The sequence below is a fragment of the uncultured Nisaea sp. genome, from assembly GCF_963974195.1.
GTDB lineage: Bacteria > Pseudomonadota > Alphaproteobacteria > Thalassobaculales > Thalassobaculaceae > Nisaea.
This window is the reverse complement of sequence record NZ_CAXBDC010000045.1, coordinates 14,105-34,810: the sequence shown is the minus strand read 5'-3', so window position 1 is coordinate 34,810 and position 20,706 is coordinate 14,105. Positions and strand designations below refer to the sequence as shown.

Below are 20,706 nucleotides of genomic sequence, written 5' to 3'. Positions count from 1 at the left end.
CAAGCGCGTGGGTGTCGTCCCGGGCGATATGATCGGTCACGCCGGAGATGCGGGAGTGCACGTCCGCGCCGCCCAAATCCTCAGCGCTGACGACTTCACCAGTTGCTGCCTTCACGAGCGGCGGGCCACCGAGGAAGATCGTGCCCTGCTCCTTGACGATGATGCTTTCGTCCGACATGGCAGGGACATAGGCGCCGCCCGCCGTGCAGGAGCCCATCACTACCGCAATCTGCGGGATACCGTCCGCCGACATGTTGGCCTGGTTGTAGAAAATCCGCCCGAAGTGATCCCGGTCGGGAAAGACTTCATCCTGCTCCGGCAGGAAGGCCCCACCGGAATCCACCAGATAGATACAGGGCAATCCGTTCTGCCAGGCGATTTCCTGAGCCCGAAGATGCTTCTTCACGGTGATCGGAAAATAGGTTCCGCCCTTCACCGTCGCATCGTTGGCAATGACCATGACTTCCTGGCCCATAACGCGGCCGATGCCGGTCAGAAGGCCACCCGAGGAAATATCACCGCCATACATGCCATGGGCCGCGAGTTGGGAAAATTCGAGCCACGGCGCGCCTGGATCGAGCAAGGTCCGGACCCTATCCCGTGGCAGCAACTTGCCCCGGCTGACATGCCGTTCCTGGCTGCGGGCACCACCGCCCAGCTTCACGCTGGCAACCTGCTCCTGCAGATCCGCGACAAGCGCTCGCATCCGATCCGCATTGCGCCGGAAAGTTTCGTCTCGGCCCGCGAGGGCGGTCTTGATAACCGTCATTGGAAAACCCTTACCAGCCGCCGGTGCTGAGCCAGCGCTCGACATGGTCCAGCCGATCTGCACCCCAGAACGGCTCGCCATCGACAATGAAGAACGGCGCACCACAGACCCCGGCCTCAATCGAGGCATCGACCTCTGTTTTCAGCTTGTCCTTCACGTCCGCATCGTTAAGCGCCGCGCGAAGCTCGTCCGGATCGACACCGTTCGCAGCGGCAACCTCGATAACAGCCTCGGCACTGTTGATCGGCTTCGTCTCCTGAAAAGCCGCATTGAACAGGGCCAGCGCTACTTTTTGCGCGAGCGCCTCGTCCTTGCCTTTCAGCCACCATGTCGCTCGTGCCGCCGCCACGGAAAGAAACGGGAAGCTCTCCGGAAAACTCAGGGAAAGCCCCATGAGGCGGGCACAGCGGTCGAGGTCACGGCGGGAATATGCGCCTTTCAGCGGCTGGTCCATCAAGGGGGCGTTACCGTTCAGCTTGAAGATCGCGCCGAGCAGGGTCGGCCGCCAATCGACAGTGCGGTCATAAAGCTTTGCCAGCTCGTTGATCTTGTGGGCCGCCAGATAGGCAAACGGTGAAGAGTAATCGTAATAAAAGATGATCGGACTTCCGCCCGTACCGTTCTCGGTCATTGTTTCGCTCCCTTAACTCCGTGGCCGGTCACCACGGCAATTCCGTTCCGTCGTAGTTGAAGAACCGCCCGTTGTCGGACGGGCTCAACCCGTCGATCACGGACTTGATGCCTGTTGCGCTTTCCACCGGCAGAACCGGGGCCGCCGCGCCGCCCATATCGGTGCGCACATGGCCCGGATGGAACATCACGGCTGTGAGTCCCTTTCCGGCGAACTCCAGCGACAGGCATTTGACGGCCATGTTGAGCGCGGCCTTGGAAGACCGGTAAATATAGGATCCACCGGTGCATTCCGCGAGTGAGCCCATCATCGAGCTGATGAAGGCCATCTGCTTGCGCTCACTGGACAGCACATTGTCCTTCATCGCCTCGGCGATGCGGGTCGGCCCGAACAGATTGGTTTCCATCGTATCGGCCCAGGCCGCGTAATCGATCTCGGCCAGCATGCCGCGCCCGCCGATGATGCCCGCATTATTCAGCAATACATCAACCGGACGGCCCTTATAGCGTTCCGCCATGGCCGCGATGCTCGCCGCATCCGTTACGTCCAGCGGGCAAAGCTCGACACCCTTGATGGCCGCGAGATCGGTGGCCGCACCCGGGTTGCGGCAGGCGCCGATGACGGACCATCCATCCGCCGCATAGGCACGCGCCAGTTCCAGACCAATCCCCCGGTTTGCTCCAGTAATCAAAACAGTTGGCATTCCTCGCCTCCCTCAGCGCTCATTGCCGTGATGCACGATGGCCTTCGCCGTCACCTCGACCTCGACACGCATCTGCTCCTCGGCGAGGTCGCAGATTATGGTGGTGTTGGCCGGGCGCGCGGCATCGCAATATTTCTTGATGATTGGCTTGATCCGGTCGAACTCTTCCCGGCTGGCGACGAAGACCCGAACCCGGAGCATGTTTTCCAGATTGCTGCGCGCCTGCATCAGTGCCCGCTGGATATTCTGGAAACACAGCTCGGCCTGCTCCTCCACCGAATCCGGAAAGCTCATGGTCTCCGGATTGAAACCCGTCGTGCCGGAGACATAGACCATGTCGCCATCGACAACGGCACGGGCATATCCGGCCATTTCCTCGAACGGCGAGCCTGAATAGATGCGCTTTCCGATCATACTGTCCTCCCTCCGGCTCTTGCTGGCCGCGCGCTACCGTCGCTCCCCGACCGTAACGTGACAACCCTCGACATGATCATCGACCATGCCCATGGCCTGCATGAATGCGTAACAGGTGGTCGGGCCGACGAAGCTCCAGCCGCGTTTTTTCAGGTCCTTCGACAGGGCCGCCGATTCCGGCGTGGTGGCCATCGTCTGCAAGGTCGCAAAGTCGAGCCGCTCCGGCCCGCGATGTTCCGCCCTGAAGCTCCAGACATAGTCGGAGAGCGAACCTTCCTTTTCGATCAGCTCGATGGCCCGCCTCGCATTGTTGATGGTCGAGACGATCTTGCCCCGGTGCCGGACAATCCCGGCATCCTGTACACAACGCTCGATATCCGCGTCGGTGAAAGCAGCAACCTTCTCGATCTCGAAATTGGCAAAGGCCGCGCGGAAATTCTCGCGCTTGCGCAGAATGGTCAGCCAGGAAAGACCGGACTGAAACCCCTCAAGACAGATCTTCTCGAACAATGTGCGATCGTCACGCGCCCGCTGGCCCCATTCGGTATCGTGATAATGACGGTAGAGATCGTCTCCGGCACACCACCAGCAGCGCGGTTTGCCGTCAGCCTCATGGATCAGGCCGTTTTCATGATCAATGGCCACGTGGCCCTCCCGGTCAGGCAGTTTCCTTGAAAAGTTCGCGGCCGATCAACATCCGGCGGATTTCGCTGGTGCCGGCGCCGATCTCGTACAGCTTGGCATCCCGCAACAGCCGTCCGGTCGCATTGTCGTTGATATATCCGTTGCCGCCGAGGCACTGGATCGCCTCAAGCGCCATCCAGGTCGCCTTCTCCGCAGCATAGAGGATCGCGCCGGCGGCGTCCTTGCGCGTGACCTCGCCCCGGTCGCACGCCTTGGCTACGGTATAGACGTAGGCCTTGGCTGAATTCATCGTCACATACATATCGGCGATCTTGCCCTGCATGAGCTGGAACTCGCCGATCGCCTTGCCGAACTGTTTACGCTCATGAATGTAGGGCACGACGATATCCATGCAGGCCTGCATGATGCCGAGCGATCCGGCCGCCAGCACGGCGCGCTCATAATCAAGCCCGCTCATCAGCACCCGGGCGCCGCCGTTCAGTTTGCCAAGGACGTTTTCCTCCGGGATCTCGCAATCCTCGAACACCAGCTCGCAGGTATTCGAGCCGCGCATGCCCAGCTTGTCCAGCTTCTGCGCCGTCGAGAATCCCTTGAAGCCCTTCTCGACCAGAAAGGCGGTGATGCCGTGCTGATGCGCGTCCGGATCCGTCTTGGCATAGACCACCAGCGTGTCCGCGTCGGGACCATTGGTGATCCACATCTTGGTGCCGTTCAGGACGTAACGGTCGCCCTTCTTTTCCGCCCGCAGCTTCATCGAAACCACGTCGGAGCCCGCCCCGGGCTCGCTCATGGCCAGCGCGCCGACATGCTCCCCGGAGATCAGTTTCGGCAGATATTTCTGCCGCTGCTCCTCGGTGCCGTTCAGCCTGATCTGGTTCACACAAAGATTGGAATGGGCGCCATAACTGAGGCCGACAGACGCAGACGCCCGGCTGATCTCTTCCATCGCAACGGAATGCTCGAGATACCCCATCCCGGCACCGCCATACTTTTCGTCCACGGTCACGCCGAGCACACCGAGAGCGCCGAGCTTCGGCCAGAGATCCATCGGAAACTCGTTCGACCGGTCGATCTCCGCCGCGCGCGGCGCGATCTCGTCCGCCGAGAAGGAACGCACCGCATCGCGCAGCATGTCCGCCGTCTCGCCCAGATCGTAGTTCAGCGAGGGGATATCATTCGGAATCATTCTCGTTTCCTCCGCTTTGCATCTTCACGGCGTCAGGTGCCGCTCCGGTCGTCTTCGCGACCATGCATGAGCATCATTGTGGCAAGCGCGGTCGCGGCCAGTTTTTCCGTGCCGTTCTTTACCGCATAAACGTCACCCCGGCAGACCACGAGCGAACGGCCGGGGCGCACGACTTCAGCCCTCGCAACCAGCCGCTCTCCATCTCCGGGAGAGACGATGTTCATCTTGTATTCGACAGTCAGGATGCTGGCATCCGCCGGCGCCAGCGTAAAGGCGGCATAGCCGCAGGCATTGTCCGCCAGCGTGCCGATGATGCCGCCATGGAAGAAGCCGTGTTGCTGGGTCAGTTCCTCCCGATAGGGAAGATCGATCTCGCAGCGCCCCGGCGCGACATCCGAAAGCACGGCGCCGATATGCGCCATGAAAGCCTGCCGCGCGAAGCTTTCCCGCACACGGACGGCGAATTCTGGATTGGGTGTCTGAATACTGGACATCGGACCTTCATTGACGTTCACGTCAATCATTCCCGTCTTTAGCGAGATCCGTCAACGCCTCAATGCAACTCGCCTCGACGGCATCGAGTTCGTCCAGGATCAGGGTCATCTCGCGAACCTGCTCCTGCAGCTTGGCCCGCCGTGCCCGGAGCTTGCCGAGAAGCAGCAAAATCTGCCGTTCCTCGCCGCGTTCAGCGTCGTACAGGTCGATGATCTCGCGGATTTCCTCAAGAGCGAGGCCAAGCCTCCGCCCCCGTGCGATCAGGCCGACACGCACCTTGTCCCGCTGGCTGAAGATCCGTGTCCGGCCACGCCTGGCGGGGCAGATCAGGCCCAGAGCCTCATAATGCCGGATCGCCCGTGTTGTCAGATCGTACTCGCGGGCAAGATCCGCCGTGGTGATTTCCTTCAGCATGCGAAAAGAAAATCACCGATTGACGCTAACGTCAATCGGTCCGGTTACATCAGGAAGAGTGCGGCAAGCCCGAGAAAGGTGAAAAAGCCGACCACATCGGTCACCGTGGTGAGGAACACCGTGGAGGCAACGGCCGGGTCGATCTTGAACCGTTCAAGCGTGATCGGGATCAGCGTTCCGGAAAGACCGGCGACAAACAGATTGATCACCATGGCCGAGCCCATGACCGCCGCGATCTTCGGATCTCCGAACCAGGCCCAGCAGGCGCCGGCGGCAATCAACGCGAACATGATCCCGTTCAGGGAGCCCACCGTCATTTCCTTCATCACAAACTTGAAGGCGTTGGTGGAACTCAGCTCACGCATGGACAAAGCCCGCACAGCGACGGTCAGGGTCTGGGTTCCCGCATTGCCGCCCATGGAGGCAACGATCGGCATCAGAACCGCAAGGGCGACGATCTTCTCGATCGTGGTCTCGAAGGCTCCGATCACCCCGGAGGCGACAATCGCCGTCATCAGATTGACCGCCAGCCAGGAGAACCGGCTGCGCGCCGTGCTGAACAGGCTGCCATGCAGATCGTCGTTCGCCACACCACCGAGGCGCAGGATATCTTCCTCCGCTTCCTCGTTCATGACTTCGACCACGTCATCCACCGTGATCATGCCGATCAATCGGCCGGCCGCGTCCACCACCGGTGCGGAGACAAGCCCATACTGCCGGAACAGCATGGCAACGTCTTCCTGGTCCATCACCACCGGAACGGTGTGAAAGTCGGTCCGCATGACATCCTCGACCAGAACCGGCCGCTTGCTGCGCAAAAGCCGGCTGAGCGACAATTTTCCGAGAGGGTGATGCGCCGGATCCACGACGAAAATGTCGTAAAAATTATTCGGCAGCTGTTCCGTCGTCCGCATGAAATCGATGGTCTGGCCAACAGTCCAATGCTCCGGCACCGTCACCATCTCGCGCTGCATGAGACGGCCGGCGCTGGCCTCGTCGTAGGTCAGCCCCTCTTCCACCATTGCCCGTTCGCGTTCGGGCAAGGCATCCAGCAGACGGGCCTGATCGACATCGTCCAGCTCGCCCAGAACCTCGACAGCATCGTCGGATTCCAGCATCTGCAGGGCGTTCTTGAGGACCTCCTCGTCGAGCAGAGGAATGATTTCCTCACGCACCTTGTCGTCGAGATAGGTCAGCGTCTCCGGATCGAAATAACGCCCGAGCACCGTGACCAGCGTCTCCCGGTCACGCCCCGAATAGCGCTCGATCAGATCCGCGTGGTCGGCGGCATGAAGCGGGCGGACCAACCGGTACAGCTGACGCGCTTTTTCAGGAGCAAGCGCCTGGGCGACTTCTTTTTCCAGCTCGGGCGTCAGGCCATAGAGCTTCGACGCCGTATCGCTGTCATAGACGGCAAGCTTCTTCTCAAGCGTCCTGATGCGCTGCTTCAGCTTCTTCTTCTTGCGCTTGGCCCGGGCTTTCCGCTCGAAAGCCGCAATCTCTTCCTGAGAAACCTGCTCGGCGCCGAAGGATTCCGACGGCTCCTTGATGGGGTCGTTGGGGCCTTCGACGCTCATGAGCTATCCCTTCTTGGCGCGAATGCGGTGGTGCTCCTGCGCATCGACAACGGCGACCGCAGCCATGTTGATGATCCCGCGCACTGTGACCGACGAGGTCAGGATGTGCATGGGATAGGCCGTTCCCAGCAGGATCGGCCCGACGGACAGACCGCGACCGAGAGTCTTCAGCAGATTGAAGGAAATATTGGCTGAATCGATTCCCGGCATGACCAGCAGGTTCGCGGCTCCGGTCAGCCCGGCCCCCGGGAAAGCCCTGTCACGGGTCGCTTCGCTGAGCGCCGCATCCGCATGCATTTCGCCTTCGATCTCGACATTCGGATAGGCTTTTTTGAGCGCTGCCACGGATTCCCGCATGCGCACGGCCGATTCGAGATTGGACGAGCCGAAATTGGAATGCGACAGCAAGGCGACCTTCGGCTCGATACCGAAACTCCGGACCTCGGTCGTCGCCAGCCCGACCATTTCGACCAGATCGGAAGTGCTCGGGTTCGGATTGACGTGGGTGTCGAGAATGAAAATCGGACCCTGCGGCATGATCAGCAGGCTGAGAGCCGTGCAGCGATGCACGCCAGAGCGCGGACCGATGACGTCAATGACTTCCACCAGATGATCGCGCCAGCGGCCGATCGCGCCGCAGATACCGGCATCGGCCTCACCCCGGCACACCATGACCGATGAAATCGCCGTCGGCCGGTTGCGCATGATCTGCCGCGCCCGGTCCGGTGCGACACCGCGCCGGGCCATCATTTCGTGATAGGTCGCCGCGAAGGAATCGAGCCTGTCGTCATTCTGCATATCGACGATCTCGATATCCTCGTCCGGCTTCAGACGAAGATGCAGCTCCTCGATCTTCCCGGCGATCACATCGCGCCGGCCGATCAGAAGCGGACGCGCGATGCCTTCATCGACAATGCTCTGGGCCGCGCGCAGGATGCGGTCCTGCTCCCCTTCCGCGAAGGCAATCCGTTTCGGGTCCTGCTTGGCGGACAGCACCACCGGACGCATCACCTGGCCGGAGCGGTAGACGAACTGGCTCAGCTTCTCGTGATACCAGTCGAAATCCTCCATCGGCATGGTGGCGACACCGCTGTCCATCGCGGCCCTGGCAACACGCGGGGCGATTTCCAGGATCAGGCGCGGGTCGAACGGCTTCGGGATCAGATATTCCGGGCCGAAGGACGGCGCCTCGCCGCCATAGGCACTCGCGACAATGTCGGAAGCTTCCTGCTGCGCCAGATCGGCGATGGCCTCGACCGCCGCGATCTTCATTTCCTCATTGATCGTGGTTGCCCCGACATCCAGCGCGCCACGGAAAATATACGGGAAGCAGAGAACGTTGTTCACCTGATTCGGATAATCCGAACGGCCGGTACAGATCAGCGCATCGGGACGCACCGCGCGCACATCTTCCGGCGTGATTTCCGGATCCGGATTGGCAAGAGCGAGAACCAGCGGGTCCTTCGCCATCTTCTTGACCATGTCCTGTTTCAGGACACCCGGCGCGGAGAGGCCGAGGAAAACATCGGCCCCGTCCATGACTTCACCAAGGGTGCGGGCATCCGTATCCTGGGCAAACACCTCAAGGTGCGGGTTCATCGCGGCACGGCCCTTGTAGACCACGCCGTCAATGTCCGTGACGGTAATGTTCTCGTATTTCACACCCATGGAGACGAGCAGCTTCAGGCAGGCGAGCGCTGCAGCGCCGGCACCGGAAGTGACCAGCTTGATGTCTTCCAGCTTCTTGTCGACGCAGCGCAGACCACTCAGAATCGCCGCCGCGACAATGATGGCCGTGCCGTGCTGGTCGTCATGGAAGACCGGAATATTCATGCGGGCGCGGAGTTTTTCCTCGATCTCGAAACATTCCGGCGCCTTGATATCTTCGAGATTGATCCCCCCGAAGGTCGGCTCAAGAGACGCCACGACATCGCAGAACTTGTCGACATCGAGCTCATCGACCTCGAGGTCGAACACATCGATATAGGCGAATTTCTTGAAGAGGACGGCCTTGCCTTCCATCACCGGCTTGGAAGCAAGCGGGCCGATATTGCCGAGACCAAGCACTGCGGTGCCGTTCGTGATCACGCCGACAAGATTGCCGCGGGCCGTCATGTTCCGGACTTCGTTCGGGTCCTCGACGATAGCCATGCAGGCGTAGGCAACACCCGGGGAATAGGCAAGAGAGAGGTCGCGCTGGGTCGCAAGCGGCTTGGTCGCTTCGACCGTCAGCTTTCCCGGCCTCGGGTGCTTGTGAAAATAAAGTGCCGCTTCCTTCAGTCCCTCATCAGCCACGATGGCTCTCCCCGATCACATCCGTATCCGGTCATTGGATAGACCGCATAGCCTTATAACGCCACAGCAGATGTGGCGCCGAAAGGCAATTAAGTCATTATGATACAGAGAGAGATGGTGCGGTCGAGAAGACTCGAACTTCCACCCTGTTTCCAGGACAGCGACCTCAACGCTGCGCGTCTACCAATTCCGCCACGACCGCACATGTGGTGACATCTGAAGGCTTGCGCCTTCGGGATGCGGGGGAGTAGCAAATCCCTTTACCGGGATCAAGTAGCATTGTGCCGAAAAAAGCATGGACGTGAAAAAACTTTGATCCGGCCAGGAGAGAGATGAGCATGAAGGTCGAATGGCGGATATCCGATAAGCTGGTTGCTTACCCGGACGCAGTTGCCGAAATGGACGCCCGGGCGGCGGCTATTCGCGACGGCACGGCACCGGAACTCGTCTGGCTTCTGGAACACCCTCCGCTCTATACAGCCGGCACCAGCGCAAACCCCGAGGACCTTCTGGAAACGGAACGCTTCCCGATCTTCCAGACCGGACGTGGCGGCCAGTACACCTATCACGGCCCTGGGCAACGGGTGGCTTATGTGCTGCTCGATCTGAAATCCCGCAAACAGGACATCCGTGCTTACGTCTGCGCTCTGGAGGACTGGATCATCCGGACACTTGCCGCCTTCAACGTGAAGGGAGAGCGGCGGAATGGCCGGGTTGGCATCTGGGTGGCACGCGGCGATATCGGCTCCCCGTTACGGGAGGACAAGATCGCCGCCATCGGCGTGCGTCTGAAGCGCTGGGTTTCCATGCACGGAATTTCCCTGAATGTTGAGCCGGACCTCTCTCATTTCGAAGGTATCGTGCCCTGCGGCATCAGCGAGCACGGCATCACCAGCCTGCTCGACATGGGACAGCTTGTTTCAATGTCCGAAGCCGATCTCGAACTGCGCGCCGCATTCGAGCGCGTATTTGGCCCCGGTGGCCAGTTCGCGCGGCAGGATGACGTCACAAACAGCGATTAAAAAGCATTTTATAAAAAATTACCGTTAACTTGCACACACCAACTTGATACAATATGGTGACACTCACTCGAACGGTCTATTTTTTGAATGACGCTTCAGCGGACCAACATAGCGGACATTGTCCGCGATATGACGCCCGATGAGTGCGAGGTATTCGATCTGATTCTGAACGGTTACGATCCGTCGAATCCGCAAGACGTTGGAGAGTTCGTCAGCCGCATAGACGCTCCGGTCACGGACCTGATCCTTGGTCTTCTCGAAAAGCGCCTGTTGCAGAAGGTCCCCGCCAAGGGCGGTGCATTTTTGCAGGTAAATCCGGCTGCCGTCTGGTTTCTCGCCGCTCCGGAGGACCGAACCTATGTTCCGCGAAACTCCCAGCCTGACTAGCGTGACGTAACTGCCTTCACCATAAGTCCGATTGCACGGCGCGCCTCCTGTTCCAGACGCTGGCCCTCCTGCACCAGGTCAGCGGAAGTTACCGCCGGGCGCGGGTCGTCCGCATGGAGAAGGTGATTACGCCGGTTACGCAGCCAGAGATAATCCGGGCCAAAGCGGGCTTCGTTCTGAGGCAGCCCGTCGATGGCGCCCTGATGCAGCTCCGCATCCAGCGCCGCTTGTGCCAGCACCAGGGACGCCAGCCAGGCTCCGGCGGCAAAGCAACGGCTCATCTCGTCAAAAAGCGCGGCGGCCTGCGGTGAAAGATCCAGCCCCTCGCCATCACTCTCCCGATCGACCAGCTCCCCGATCCAGTCCAGTCTCCGGTGCATCTCGTGAGAGGATGACAGGGCACGTCCAGCGCTCTTCATCAGAGCCTCAGAGCGTCGGCCGCTGGTGGAATCCGGACTGGCCAGGCGGGTCGGCATCGTCGAAACACTCAATGCCGGTCACCTTGGCGGCAGGCGGACCAACGCGGCAGGCTTCGATCATCGCATCGACACGCTCGGACGGGCCGGAAAAGACCGCTTCGACCGTACCGTCGCTCCTGTTCCGGACCCAGCCATCAAGGCCAGCCCCACTCGCCTCGCCCACGGTCCATCCACGATACCAGACACCCTGGACCCGGCCGGAAATCACCGCCCGTATCGTTGTTCGCGGAACATGTTCGCTCATGACCAGAAACCCGTCAGTTGGTGATGCGTCTCTTGGCACAGAGTTAGCCAATGCACCGGTAAATGTATAGGGCGGCACCCTCCGGGCCAGTCCCGGGGCTGTGCCCGATTCTCCCTCTCAGCAGGGAAAACGGCATCCGTGAAATCCAAAAAAGATCGATTAACGCAACACTGTCAGGCAGGCGTTTCGCCGCCTCCGCAATAAAACACGAAAGCCTCCGTGATCGTTCTTGCCGGGTCCGGGGGGCAATGCGTATAACGGGCCTTTAATGACAAACACTCAGCCCTCGCCCCAAAGTGACGCGCCCGCACTTCGACTCCGACACCTGCTCGGCATCGAAGGGTTATCGCGCCCCGACATTGAAGCGCTCCTGGATCTTTCCGACCGCTATGTCGATATCAATCGCCGCGCGGACAAGAAGATGTCGAGCCTGCGCGGTCGCACAATCATCAATCTCTTCTTCGAGAACTCGACCCGCACGCGCACCAGCTTCGAGCTGGCGGGCAAGCGGCTCGGCGCCGACGTGCTCAACATGTCGGTCGGCACCAGTTCGGTGAAGAAGGGGGAAACCCTGATCGACACGGCAGTCACCCTGAACGCCATGCACCCGGATGTACTGACCATCCGGCACGGCGACTCGGGCGCGGTGCACTTGCTGGCGCAGAAGGTGAATTGCGGTGTGATCAATGCCGGCGACGGCACGCACGAGCATCCGACCCAGGCCCTGCTCGATGCGCTGACGATCCGCCGCCGCAAGGGCGACCTGACCGGACTGCTGGTCGCGATCTGCGGCGATGTCGCCCACAGCCGGGTTGCCCGTTCCAATATCCACCTGCTCTCGATCATGGGGGCCCGGGTCCGGATTTGCGCCCCGCCGACCCTGATCCCGCCAGGCCTTGAACGGCTCGGTGTCGAAATCCATCACGACATGCGCACCGGGCTTGCCGACTGCGACATCGTGATGATGCTGCGGCTGCAGAACGAGCGCATGGAAGGCAGCTTCGTGCCGTCCGTCCGCGAGTATTACCGGCTGTTCGGCCTCGATCATGAAAAACTCTCGGTCGCCAAGCCGGACGCTCTGGTCATGCACCCGGGACCGATGAACCGGGGCGTCGAGATTGATTCGGACGTTGCCGACGACATTGACCGCAGCCTTATCCGCGAGCAGGTCGAGATGGGTGTTGCCGTCCGCATGGCCTGCCTTGAAGTGTTGGCGGAAGCGCAGATCGAACCGTGGGCGAAAAACCAGTGAGCCGTACTCTTTTCAAGAATGCCCGCCTGCTCGACCCGGAATCCGGGCTGGATACGCAGGGCGCCATGCTGGTGGACGGAGCCCGGGTCCTCGATATCGGCCCGAACGTTTTTGTCGATGCCGTCCAGGAGGACGTGCATGTGGTCGACTGCAAGGGGCTCTGCCTCGCGCCGGGTCTGGTTGACATGCGGGTCTCCACCGGCGAGCCGGGGAACGAGCATATCGAAACCCTGGCGACGGCAGCACAGGCTGCGGTCGCCGGTGGTGTCACCACCTTCACCTGCCTGCCTAACACCGATCCCATCGTCGATGATGTGGCGGTGCTGGAATTCGTCGAGCGGCTGGGACGCGATGTCGGACTGGTCAACATCCATTCCTATGCCGCGGCCACCAAGGGGCTCGGCGGCAAGGTGATGACCGAACTCGGCCTGCTGCATGAATCCGGCGCGGCCGGTTTCACCGACGGCGGCAAGGCCATTGCGCATCCCCTCGTGATGCGCCGCCTGCTCTCCTATGCGCAACTGTTCGATACCGTGATCATCCAGCATCCCGAAATGCCGGAGATGGTTGGCAGCGGCGTGATGAACGAGGGCGAGACGGCCACACGGCTCGGCCTGCCCGGCATTCCGGCCGCGGCCGAGGTGATGATGATCGAGCGGGATCTCCGGCTGGTCGAATTGACCGGCGGCCGGCTGCATTTCTCCTGCCTTTCCACCGCAGCGGCAGTCGATGCCGTGCGCCGGGCCAAAGCGGCCGGGCTGCGGGTCACAGCGGACACCGCGCCGCCCTATTTCTCGCTGACCGAATCCGCCGTGGTCGGGTACCGCACCTTCGCCAAGCTATCCCCGCCTCTGCGCACCGAGGAAGACCGTCTGGCGGTGATCGAAGGAATTGCCGACGGCACCATCGATGCCATCGTCAGCGCCCATACCCCGGGCGACCGGGACCAGAAGCGTCTGCCTTTCACACAGGCGGATTTCGGCGGCGTCGGTCTGGAAACGCTTCTCGCGGTCTCGCTGGAGCTGGTGCATAACGAGCAGGTCCCGCTGTTGACCATGCTGAAGGCCCTGACACAGTCCCCGGCCGATCTGCTGAAGTTGCCGGCCGGCCGCCTCCGCAAGGGGCATCTCGCGGATTTCATCCTGTTCGATCAGAACCGCGCCGTGCGGATCGACCGGGACGAGCTGCGCGGAAAATCCAGGAACACGCCATTCGACGAGCGCCCGGTGCAGGGCCGCGTCGAGCGCACCTACAGAGCCGGTAATCTGGTTTTCGATATCGAGACCTCACCCGTGCCCGAGCGGCGGAGGTTCCCCGATGCCTGACCTTCTGGGACCTCTCGACTATACATGGCCATTCTATGCCTGCGCGCTCGCGGCCTATCTGCTCGGCTCCATCCCCTTCGGGCTCGTCCTTACACGGCTCGCCGGGCATGGTGATGTCCGGACCATCGGCTCCGGCAGCATCGGCGCAACCAACGTGCTGCGCACCGGTAACAAGGCCCTGGCGCTCGCCACCATGATCGGAGACAGCGGCAAAGGCGCCGCCGCCGTGCTGCTGGCCTCCCAATATGGTCCGGATATGGCCGTGATCGCCGCAGGCGCCGCCATGCTTGGCCATTGCTTCCCGGTGTGGCTGAAGTTCAAGGGCGGCAAGGGCGTCGCGACCGCCTTCGGCATCCTGCTCGCACTCTCCCCCATGGTCGGTGGACTGGCTGGCCTTACCTGGCTTGCGGTGGCGGTGCTTTTCCGCATTTCCTCGCTCGCCGCTCTCGTCGCATCCGTCGCGGCGCCGCTCTATATGGAATGGCTCGTCGACCGGCAGCATGCGGAACTCGCGCTCTTCATGGCCGTGCTCATCATCTTCCGCCATCACGGCAATATCCGCCGCCTGATAAAGGGCGAAGAAAGCCGCATCAGCTTCTCCAAAGGCAAGCCAAAGAGCTGAATTCGGCTCCGCCTCCCAGAAATCCTCCCGTCCCGTCCATGGCTAAGGCGGGAGGATCACGATGGCCAGAGGACACCAGACAACAGCAGCGCCGGACGCAGCCGAACGGCTTGCCCGGCTTCGCCTGATCCGCACGGAAAATGTGGGCCCGGTAACATTCCAGCACCTGCTTGCCCGCTTCGGCTCCGCACAGATCGCACTTGAGCACTTGCCGGACCTCGCCCGCCGGGGCGGCCGGCGGGCAAAGCTGAAGATCCCGGCTCCGGCAGACGCGGAAAAGGAAATTGCCGCCAACGAGCAGGCCGGGGGCCGCCTGCTGGTGATAGGGGAGCCGGACTATCCCGCGATGCTCGCCCAGATAGAGGGGGCGCCGGCGGCGATATCCTTGTTCGGCCATCCCTATTTGTTTCTCGAACCGGCGGTCTCCATCGTCGGCGCCCGCAACGCCTCGGGCAATGCCGTGCGATTCACGGAAAAACTGGCGCGTGACCTTGGAGCACACGGCATTGTCGTTGTTTCCGGCCTTGCCCGCGGCATAGACACGGCGGCGCACACGGGCTCGATTGAAAGCGGCACTGTTGCCGTGGTCGCGGGCGGCGCCGATATCGTCTATCCGCCAGAAAATGCGGCGCTTCATGCCCGCATCGCGGCCGAGGGCGCCCTGATCGCCGAGGCGCCTATCGGCACCCGTCCCCTGGCCCGTCATTTCCCCGCACGGAACAGGATCATTGCCGGGCTGACCCGTGCCACGCTCGTCGTGGAAGCGGCCAAGCGCTCCGGATCCCTAATTACCGCCAGATTTGCCGCCGACCAGGGCCGGGAAGTGTGCGCAGTGCCCGGCTCTCCGATGGACCCGCGCTGCGCCGGAAGCAATGGACTGCTCCGCGACGGCGCCCATCTGATCGAGCGTGCAGACGATGTTGTGAGCTTGCTGTTGAGGGGCGGCGTGCGCGAAGAACCGGCGCTCCCCGACCTGTTCAGCATGTCCGGTGCCCCCCCTCACCCCACCGGCGAGATTGACGAGAAAGCACGTATCCGGCTGCTTTCCATTTTGGACGCGACGCCGCTAGCGGTTGACGAAATCATCCGCCAATGCCAATTGTCACCACCGGTGGTCCTAACCATCCTGTTGGAAGCAGAGCTGGCTGGTGAGGCCGAGCGGCATCCTGGGAATCGAGTGGCGAGACGCTATAACCCTCCGTAATCTGGAGGGTTTTCGACGCTAGGACCGGGCCACCGCCACAAGGAAAGGACTTCCGGTAGCTCATGAAAGTCGTCGTTGTCGAATCGCCGGCCAAAGCCAAAACGATCAATAAATACCTTGGCAGTGATTACAAGGTGCTCGCCAGCTATGGGCATATCCGGGACCTGCCCTCGAAGGACGGATCCGTCGATCCGAACGACGATTTCGCCATGATCTGGGAAGCCCAGCCCCGGGCGGAAAAGCAGATCAAGGAAATCGCCAACGCTGTCAAAGGCGCCGAAAGTCTGTTTCTCGCGACTGACCCGGATCGCGAGGGTGAAGCGATTTCCTGGCATGTCCAGAACGTGCTTTCGGACCGCAAGGCCCTTAAGGGCGTCGACGTGAAGCGCGTGGTCTTTCACGAGATCACCAAGCGCGCCGTGCTGGATGCCATCGATAATCCGCGCGAGCTCGACCAGGATCTGGTCGACGCCTATCTGGCCCGCCGCGCCCTCGACTATCTGGTTGGGTTCACGCTGTCGCCGGTGCTCTGGCGCAAGCTGCCCGGATCGCGTTCCGCCGGCCGGGTGCAATCCGTTGCCTTGCGCCTGATCTGCGAGCGGGAAGCCGAGATCGAAGCCTTCCGGTCAGAGGAATACTGGACCATCGATGCTGCGTTCCGGACCAAGGAGCGCAAGAATTTCACCGCCCGCCTGACCCATCTCGACGGCGAGAAGCTGCAGAAATTCTCCATCAATACCGAAGAAGCAGCCAAGGCTGCGGTCGACCGCATCAAGGGCGGGACCTACTCGGTCCGCTCTCTGGAAAAGAAGCAGACCAAGCGCAATCCCTTCCCGCCCTTCACCACCTCGACTTTGCAGCAGGAAGCCTCACGCAAGCTCGGCTTCGGCGCGTCGCGCACCATGCAGCTCGCGCAGAAGCTCTACGAGGGTATTGATCTCGGCGGCGAGACGGTCGGCCTGATCACCTATATGCGTACCGACGGCGTACAGCTCAGCCAGGATGCCGTCTTCGCCATCCGCGACGATATCGGCAAGAATTTCGGCGACCGGTATCTGCCGAACAGCCCGCGGATGTACAAGAACAAGTCGAAGAACGCGCAGGAAGCCCACGAGGCGATCCGGCCAACCGATGTGCGCCGCCACCCGCGCGAGATGGCCGCCCGGCTCGACAAGGACATGGCCCGGCTCTACGAGCTGATCTGGAAGCGCACCGTCGCCTGCCAGATGGCCAGCGCCGAGCTGGACCAAACCACCGTGACCATCCAGGCCGCCGACAGCCGCGCTGAATTCCGCGCCACCGGTTCCATCATCACCTTCGATGGCTTCCTGAAACTGTATCAGGAAACCCGGGACGAGCCTGCGCAGAGCAGCGAGGAAGACGAGGACGGACGCCTGCTGCCTGCCGTGAAGGAAGGCGAAGCGCTGGCCCATGACGAGCCCAAGGCGGAGCAGCATTTCACGCAACCGCCGCCGCGCTACAGCGAAGCAAGCCTGGTGAAGGGGCTTGAGGAACTCGGCATCGGCCGGCCCTCGACCTATGCCAGCATCCTGCAGGTTTTGCAGGACCGGAACTATGTCATTCTCGACAAGCGCCGCTTTATTCCCGAAGACCGGGGACGGCTGGTCACTACCTTCCTGTCCAACTTCTTTACCCGCTACGTGCAATACAACTTTACGGCGGAGCTGGAAGACGCCCTCGATAATATCGCCGAGGGTACAATCGCCTGGAAAAAGGTCCTGACCGACTTCTGGAAAGCGTTCCATGAAGCGGTCGACAAGACCAAGGACCTGAAAATCTCCGATGTGCTGACGGCCCTCGACGAGGAGCTTGGCCCGCACTTCTTCCCGGTAGACGAAAACGGCGAGACCGTTCGGGCCTGCCCGACCTGCAGCGATGGCCGTCTCGGCCTGAAACTCGGCAAATTCGGTGCTTTCATCGGCTGTTCGAACTATCCGGAATGCAAATTCACCCGGCAGATGACACAAGCCGGGGATGGCAGCGAAGACGGCACCGCCGATCTTGCGAACGGCCCGAAGATCCTCGGCAAGGATCCGGCGACCGATCTCGATGTCTCCATACGCAAGGGGCCGTATGGCACCTATGTGCAGCTCGGCGAGAAGACAGACGAGGTGCCGAAGCCAAAGCGGGCATCGCTGACCAAGGGCATGATTCCGTCCGAGGTCACGCTGGAAACAGCGCTCGGCCTCCTGGCCCTGCCGCGCGAGATCGGCCCCGATCCGGAAAGCGGCGAGGTCATCCTCGCCGGGATCGGGCGCTATGGCCCCTATCTGAAGATCGGCAGCACCTATGTTTCGATCCCCGCCGGGGACGATGTGCTGACCATCGGCATCAATCGTGCCGTTGACCTGATTGCCAACAACCCGAAGAAAAAGAGCCCGGGCCGCGAGCTTGGGGAATATGAGGGCAAACAGATCACTGTCGGCGCGGGCCGTTTCGGGCCCTATGTGAAGCACCTGAAAATCTACGCGACGATCCCGAAGACGATCACGCCGGAAGAGGTGACGCTGGAACAGGCCATCGAGCTGATCAAGGCCAAGGCGGAGAAATCCGGCGGCGCCAAGAAAGCGCCAGCCAAAAAAGCTCCGGCAAAAAAGGCTCCCGCGAAGAAAGCAACCGCGGCCAAAAAGCCGGCTGCGAAAAAGGCTCCTGCCAAGAAGGCCCCGGTAAAAAAAGCGGCCGCTAAGAAACCCGCCGCCAAGAAGCCGGCCGCGGCGGCCGGCAACGACTAGGCCGGCGGCGCGTGGCCCCACGTAAGATGCCGCCCGGCCTGCCGAGCCGCGAAGCCGTACTCGATTTCATCCGCGACAGCCCGACGCCGGTCGGTCGGCGTGAAATCGCGCGTGCTTTCAACATAAAGGGCGCCGACCGCATTCCCCTGAAAGCCATGCTGAAAGAGCTGGCGGTGGAAGGAAAGATCGATCTCGGCCGCCATCGGCGTGCGGCAGCCCCAGGCACCCTGCCGGAAGTCACCGTGGTTTCCATCACCGGTATCGACGATGACGGCAATGCCTCCGCGCGGCCGCTGACCTGGCGGGAAGAAAACGCGCCACCGGCCATCACCATTCCGCTTTCCTCCCGGACACCCTCTGTCGGCGTCGGGGACAGGGCGCTGGTGAAGCTGGAACGCACTGACCAGGACCAGTATCGCGGCCGCATCATGCGCCGCCTGGAAAGCTCCGGAGAACGTGTCGTCGGGCAACTCCGGCGGGAAGGCAAAGGCTACCGGATCGTCTCATCGGACCGCAGGGCCCGCAGCGACTACGTGGTGGAACCGGGGGGACTCTCGGAGGCGAAACCCGGCGACCTGGTGGTGGCCGAGATCCTGCCGCGCGGGCGGATGGGCCTGCAGCATGTCCGGATCACCGAAGTGCTGGGCGACGCCAATGCCCCGCGCGCCGTCAGCCTGATCGCCATAGCAGAGCATGAGATACCGACCGTTTTCCCCGACGCCTGTATCAGTCAGGCGGAAACGGCGAAACCGGTCACCCTCGGCAAGAGAACCGATCTCAGAGCCATCCCGCTCGTCACCATCGACGGCAGCGATGCCCGCGATTTTGACGATGCGGTCTTTGCCGAAGCCGATAGCGATCCGAAAAACCAGGGCGGCTATCGCATTCTCGTCGCCATTGCGGATGTGGCTCACTATGTCCGCCCCGGCGACCCGCTGGATAATGAAGCGCGCAAGCGCGGCAACTCGGTTTACTTCCCCGACCGGGTCGTGCCGATGCTGCCGGAAGCCCTTTCGAACGGGCTTTGCTCTCTCCGCCCGAACGAAGATCGCGCCTGCCTCGCCGTCGAGATGGTGATCAATGCCCGCGGACAGAAGACCAGCCACAAGTTCATGCGCGGCCTCATGCGGTCCACAGCGCGTCTGACCTACGAGCAAGTGCAGGCCGCCGCCGATGGCACGGCTGAGAACGATGTCGTACCGGAAGGCGTCATAGAGCCGCTCTATGGTGCATATCGCCTTCTGCTCGCCGCCCGCACACAGCGCGGCGCCCTCGATCTCAATCTGCCGGAACGCAAGGTGGTGCTCGGGGACGACGGCAAGATCGCATCCATCGAACCGCGCGAACGGCTCGACAGCCACCAGCTGATCGAGGAATTCATGGTCCTGGCGAACGTCGCTGCCGCCGAAACACTGGAAGCAAAAAAGCGCCCCTGCATGTACCGGGTGCATGAGACGCCGGATCCTGAAAAGGTCGCGGCGCTTACCGAATTCCTCAAGGGGCTGGAAATCCCGTTCGGCACATCAGGCGTCATCCGGCCGCAGACTTTCAACGAGTTGCTCGCCAAAGTGCGCGGCGAAGCGCACGAAACCGCCGTCAATGAGCTGGTGCTGCGCAGCCAGAGCCAGGCAGTTTACAGTCCCGAAAATCTCGGCCATTTCGGCCTGGGCCTCAGACGCTATGCCCACTTCACGTCGCCGATCCGGCGCTATTCCGATCTGCTGGTGCACCGCGCCCTGATCGATGCCCATGGCTTTGGCAAGGACGGTCTGGGTGACATTGAGGCCGAGTCCTTCTTCGAAACGGCCGCTCATATTTCAACGACCGAGCGGCGGGCCGCCGCCGCCGAACGCACGGCGATCGCACGCTATGTCGCCGCCTTTCTGAGCGAACAGGTCGGTAATACTTTCGAGGCCCGGGTCTCCGGCATTGCAACCGCCGGGATGTTCATGGCGCTTGCCGGGCTTGGCGCCGACGGGCTGCTTCCGATGAAACGGCTGCCCAATGATTTCTACGATATCGACGAACATCGCCACTCCCTCGCCGGTCGTGCGACGGGGCTGACCTTCAAGATCGGCGAAACGCTGGTTGTCAAACTGGTCGATGCCGATCCGCTGACCGGCGGAGTCCTGCTCGACTATGTCTCGGGCGGCACGTCCGGGGTGCCGGGCGGACACCGCGGCGCAGGCAGGCGCGGGCCAAAACGAAATCATCGCTCGGGACCACCCAAACAGCATCGCGGCAAGGCGAAAGGACGGGCCAAGAAGCCCCGCTGACGCCTGTGGTTTT

At 61.9% G+C, this 20,706-nt stretch carries 20 protein-coding genes and 1 tRNA gene; 8 read left to right on the top strand and 13 right to left on the bottom strand.

Annotated features, from left to right (window positions below; all coding sequences use genetic code 11):
* The 11 genes from AAC126_RS11690 to AAC126_RS11640 form a co-directional block, all read right to left on the bottom strand.
* Positions 1–769, bottom strand: a 769-nt coding sequence (locus AAC126_RS11690) for a carboxyl transferase domain-containing protein (RefSeq protein WP_339853528.1), incomplete at its 3' end; no start/stop codon positions are given.
* Positions 770–779: 10 nt separating this feature from the next.
* On the bottom strand, positions 780–1,400 hold the full coding sequence (locus AAC126_RS11685; protein WP_339853526.1) for a 2-hydroxychromene-2-carboxylate isomerase: 621 nt from the start codon (positions 1,398–1,400) through the stop codon (positions 780–782).
* Positions 1,401–1,428: 28 nt separating this feature from the next.
* A complete protein-coding gene (locus AAC126_RS11680) occupies positions 1,429–2,103 on the bottom strand; it encodes an SDR family oxidoreductase (RefSeq protein ID WP_339853525.1) in 675 nt (224 codons plus the stop codon).
* Between the two features lie 12 nt (positions 2,104–2,115).
* On the bottom strand, positions 2,116–2,517 hold the full coding sequence (locus tag AAC126_RS11675) for a RidA family protein (protein ID WP_339853523.1): 402 nt from the start codon (positions 2,515–2,517) through the stop codon (positions 2,116–2,118).
* Positions 2,518–2,550: 33 nt separating this feature from the next.
* Positions 2,551–3,162 (bottom strand): DNA-3-methyladenine glycosylase I, encoded by a 612-nt coding sequence (locus AAC126_RS11670; RefSeq protein WP_339853521.1) that lies wholly within the window; start codon positions 3,160–3,162, stop codon positions 2,551–2,553.
* A gap of 13 nt (positions 3,163–3,175) precedes the next feature.
* Positions 3,176–4,348: an isovaleryl-CoA dehydrogenase gene (locus AAC126_RS11665; RefSeq protein WP_339853519.1), complete on the bottom strand. Its 1,173-nt coding sequence runs from the start codon at positions 4,346–4,348 to the stop codon at positions 3,176–3,178.
* A gap of 32 nt (positions 4,349–4,380) precedes the next feature.
* Positions 4,381–4,842: a PaaI family thioesterase gene (locus AAC126_RS11660; RefSeq protein WP_339853517.1), complete on the bottom strand. Its 462-nt coding sequence runs from the start codon at positions 4,840–4,842 to the stop codon at positions 4,381–4,383.
* Between the two features lie 22 nt (positions 4,843–4,864).
* A complete protein-coding gene (locus AAC126_RS11655; protein ID WP_339853515.1) occupies positions 4,865–5,257 on the bottom strand; it encodes a MerR family DNA-binding transcriptional regulator in 393 nt (130 codons plus the stop codon).
* A gap of 44 nt (positions 5,258–5,301) precedes the next feature.
* A complete protein-coding gene (gene mgtE, locus AAC126_RS11650; protein ID WP_339853513.1) occupies positions 5,302–6,834 on the bottom strand; it encodes a magnesium transporter in 1,533 nt (510 codons plus the stop codon).
* A gap of 3 nt (positions 6,835–6,837) precedes the next feature.
* Positions 6,838–9,129, bottom strand: a complete 2,292-nt coding sequence (locus AAC126_RS11645; protein WP_339853511.1) for an NADP-dependent malic enzyme — start codon at positions 9,127–9,129, stop codon at positions 6,838–6,840.
* Positions 9,130–9,244: 115 nt separating this feature from the next.
* A tRNA-Leu gene (locus tag AAC126_RS11640) sits at positions 9,245–9,331 on the bottom strand.
* Between the two features lie 130 nt (positions 9,332–9,461).
* Here AAC126_RS11640 and lipB point away from each other — a divergent pair.
* Both lipB and AAC126_RS11630 read left to right on the top strand, forming a co-directional pair.
* Positions 9,462–10,151 carry a lipoyl(octanoyl) transferase LipB gene (gene lipB / locus AAC126_RS11635; RefSeq protein WP_339853509.1) on the top strand — a complete coding sequence of 230 codons (690 nt, stop codon included), beginning with the start codon at positions 9,462–9,464 and terminating at the stop codon, positions 10,149–10,151.
* Between the two features lie 129 nt (positions 10,152–10,280).
* Complete coding sequence (locus tag AAC126_RS11630; protein ID WP_339853507.1) at positions 10,281–10,538, top strand: hypothetical protein; 258 nt, start codon at positions 10,281–10,283, stop codon at positions 10,536–10,538.
* Here the strand turns inward: AAC126_RS11630 and AAC126_RS11625 are convergent.
* Positions 10,535–10,957, bottom strand: coding sequence for a hypothetical protein (locus AAC126_RS11625; protein WP_339853505.1), 423 nt, complete (start codon positions 10,955–10,957; stop codon positions 10,535–10,537). The two genes, AAC126_RS11630 and AAC126_RS11625, sit on opposite strands and share 4 nt — an antisense overlap.
* Before the next feature lie 7 nt (positions 10,958–10,964).
* Positions 10,965–11,261 carry an acylphosphatase gene (locus tag AAC126_RS11620; RefSeq protein ID WP_339853503.1) on the bottom strand — a complete coding sequence of 99 codons (297 nt, stop codon included), beginning with the start codon at positions 11,259–11,261 and terminating at the stop codon, positions 10,965–10,967.
* 268 nt (positions 11,262–11,529) lie between these two features.
* Between AAC126_RS11620 and AAC126_RS11615 the strand changes: the two genes are divergently transcribed.
* From AAC126_RS11615 to rnr, 6 genes are all read left to right on the top strand, one after another.
* On the top strand, positions 11,530–12,513 hold the full coding sequence (locus tag AAC126_RS11615; RefSeq protein WP_339853501.1) for an aspartate carbamoyltransferase catalytic subunit: 984 nt from the start codon (positions 11,530–11,532) through the stop codon (positions 12,511–12,513).
* Positions 12,510–13,838 (top strand): dihydroorotase, encoded by a 1,329-nt coding sequence (gene pyrC / locus AAC126_RS11610; RefSeq protein ID WP_339853499.1) that lies wholly within the window; start codon positions 12,510–12,512, stop codon positions 13,836–13,838. Before AAC126_RS11615 ends, pyrC begins: the two co-directional genes overlap by 4 nt.
* Positions 13,831–14,460, top strand: coding sequence for a glycerol-3-phosphate 1-O-acyltransferase PlsY (plsY, locus tag AAC126_RS11605; RefSeq protein ID WP_339853498.1), 630 nt, complete (start codon positions 13,831–13,833; stop codon positions 14,458–14,460). Before pyrC ends, plsY begins: the two co-directional genes overlap by 8 nt.
* Before the next feature lie 61 nt (positions 14,461–14,521).
* A complete protein-coding gene (gene dprA, locus AAC126_RS11600) occupies positions 14,522–15,664 on the top strand; it encodes a DNA-processing protein DprA (RefSeq protein ID WP_339853497.1) in 1,143 nt (380 codons plus the stop codon).
* A gap of 62 nt (positions 15,665–15,726) precedes the next feature.
* Positions 15,727–18,417, top strand: coding sequence for a type I DNA topoisomerase (gene topA / locus AAC126_RS11595; protein WP_339853495.1), 2,691 nt, complete (start codon positions 15,727–15,729; stop codon positions 18,415–18,417).
* Between the two features lie 11 nt (positions 18,418–18,428).
* Positions 18,429–20,693, top strand: a complete 2,265-nt coding sequence (rnr, locus tag AAC126_RS11590; RefSeq protein ID WP_339853494.1) for a ribonuclease R — start codon at positions 18,429–18,431, stop codon at positions 20,691–20,693.
* Positions 20,694–20,706 lie beyond the last annotated feature (13 nt).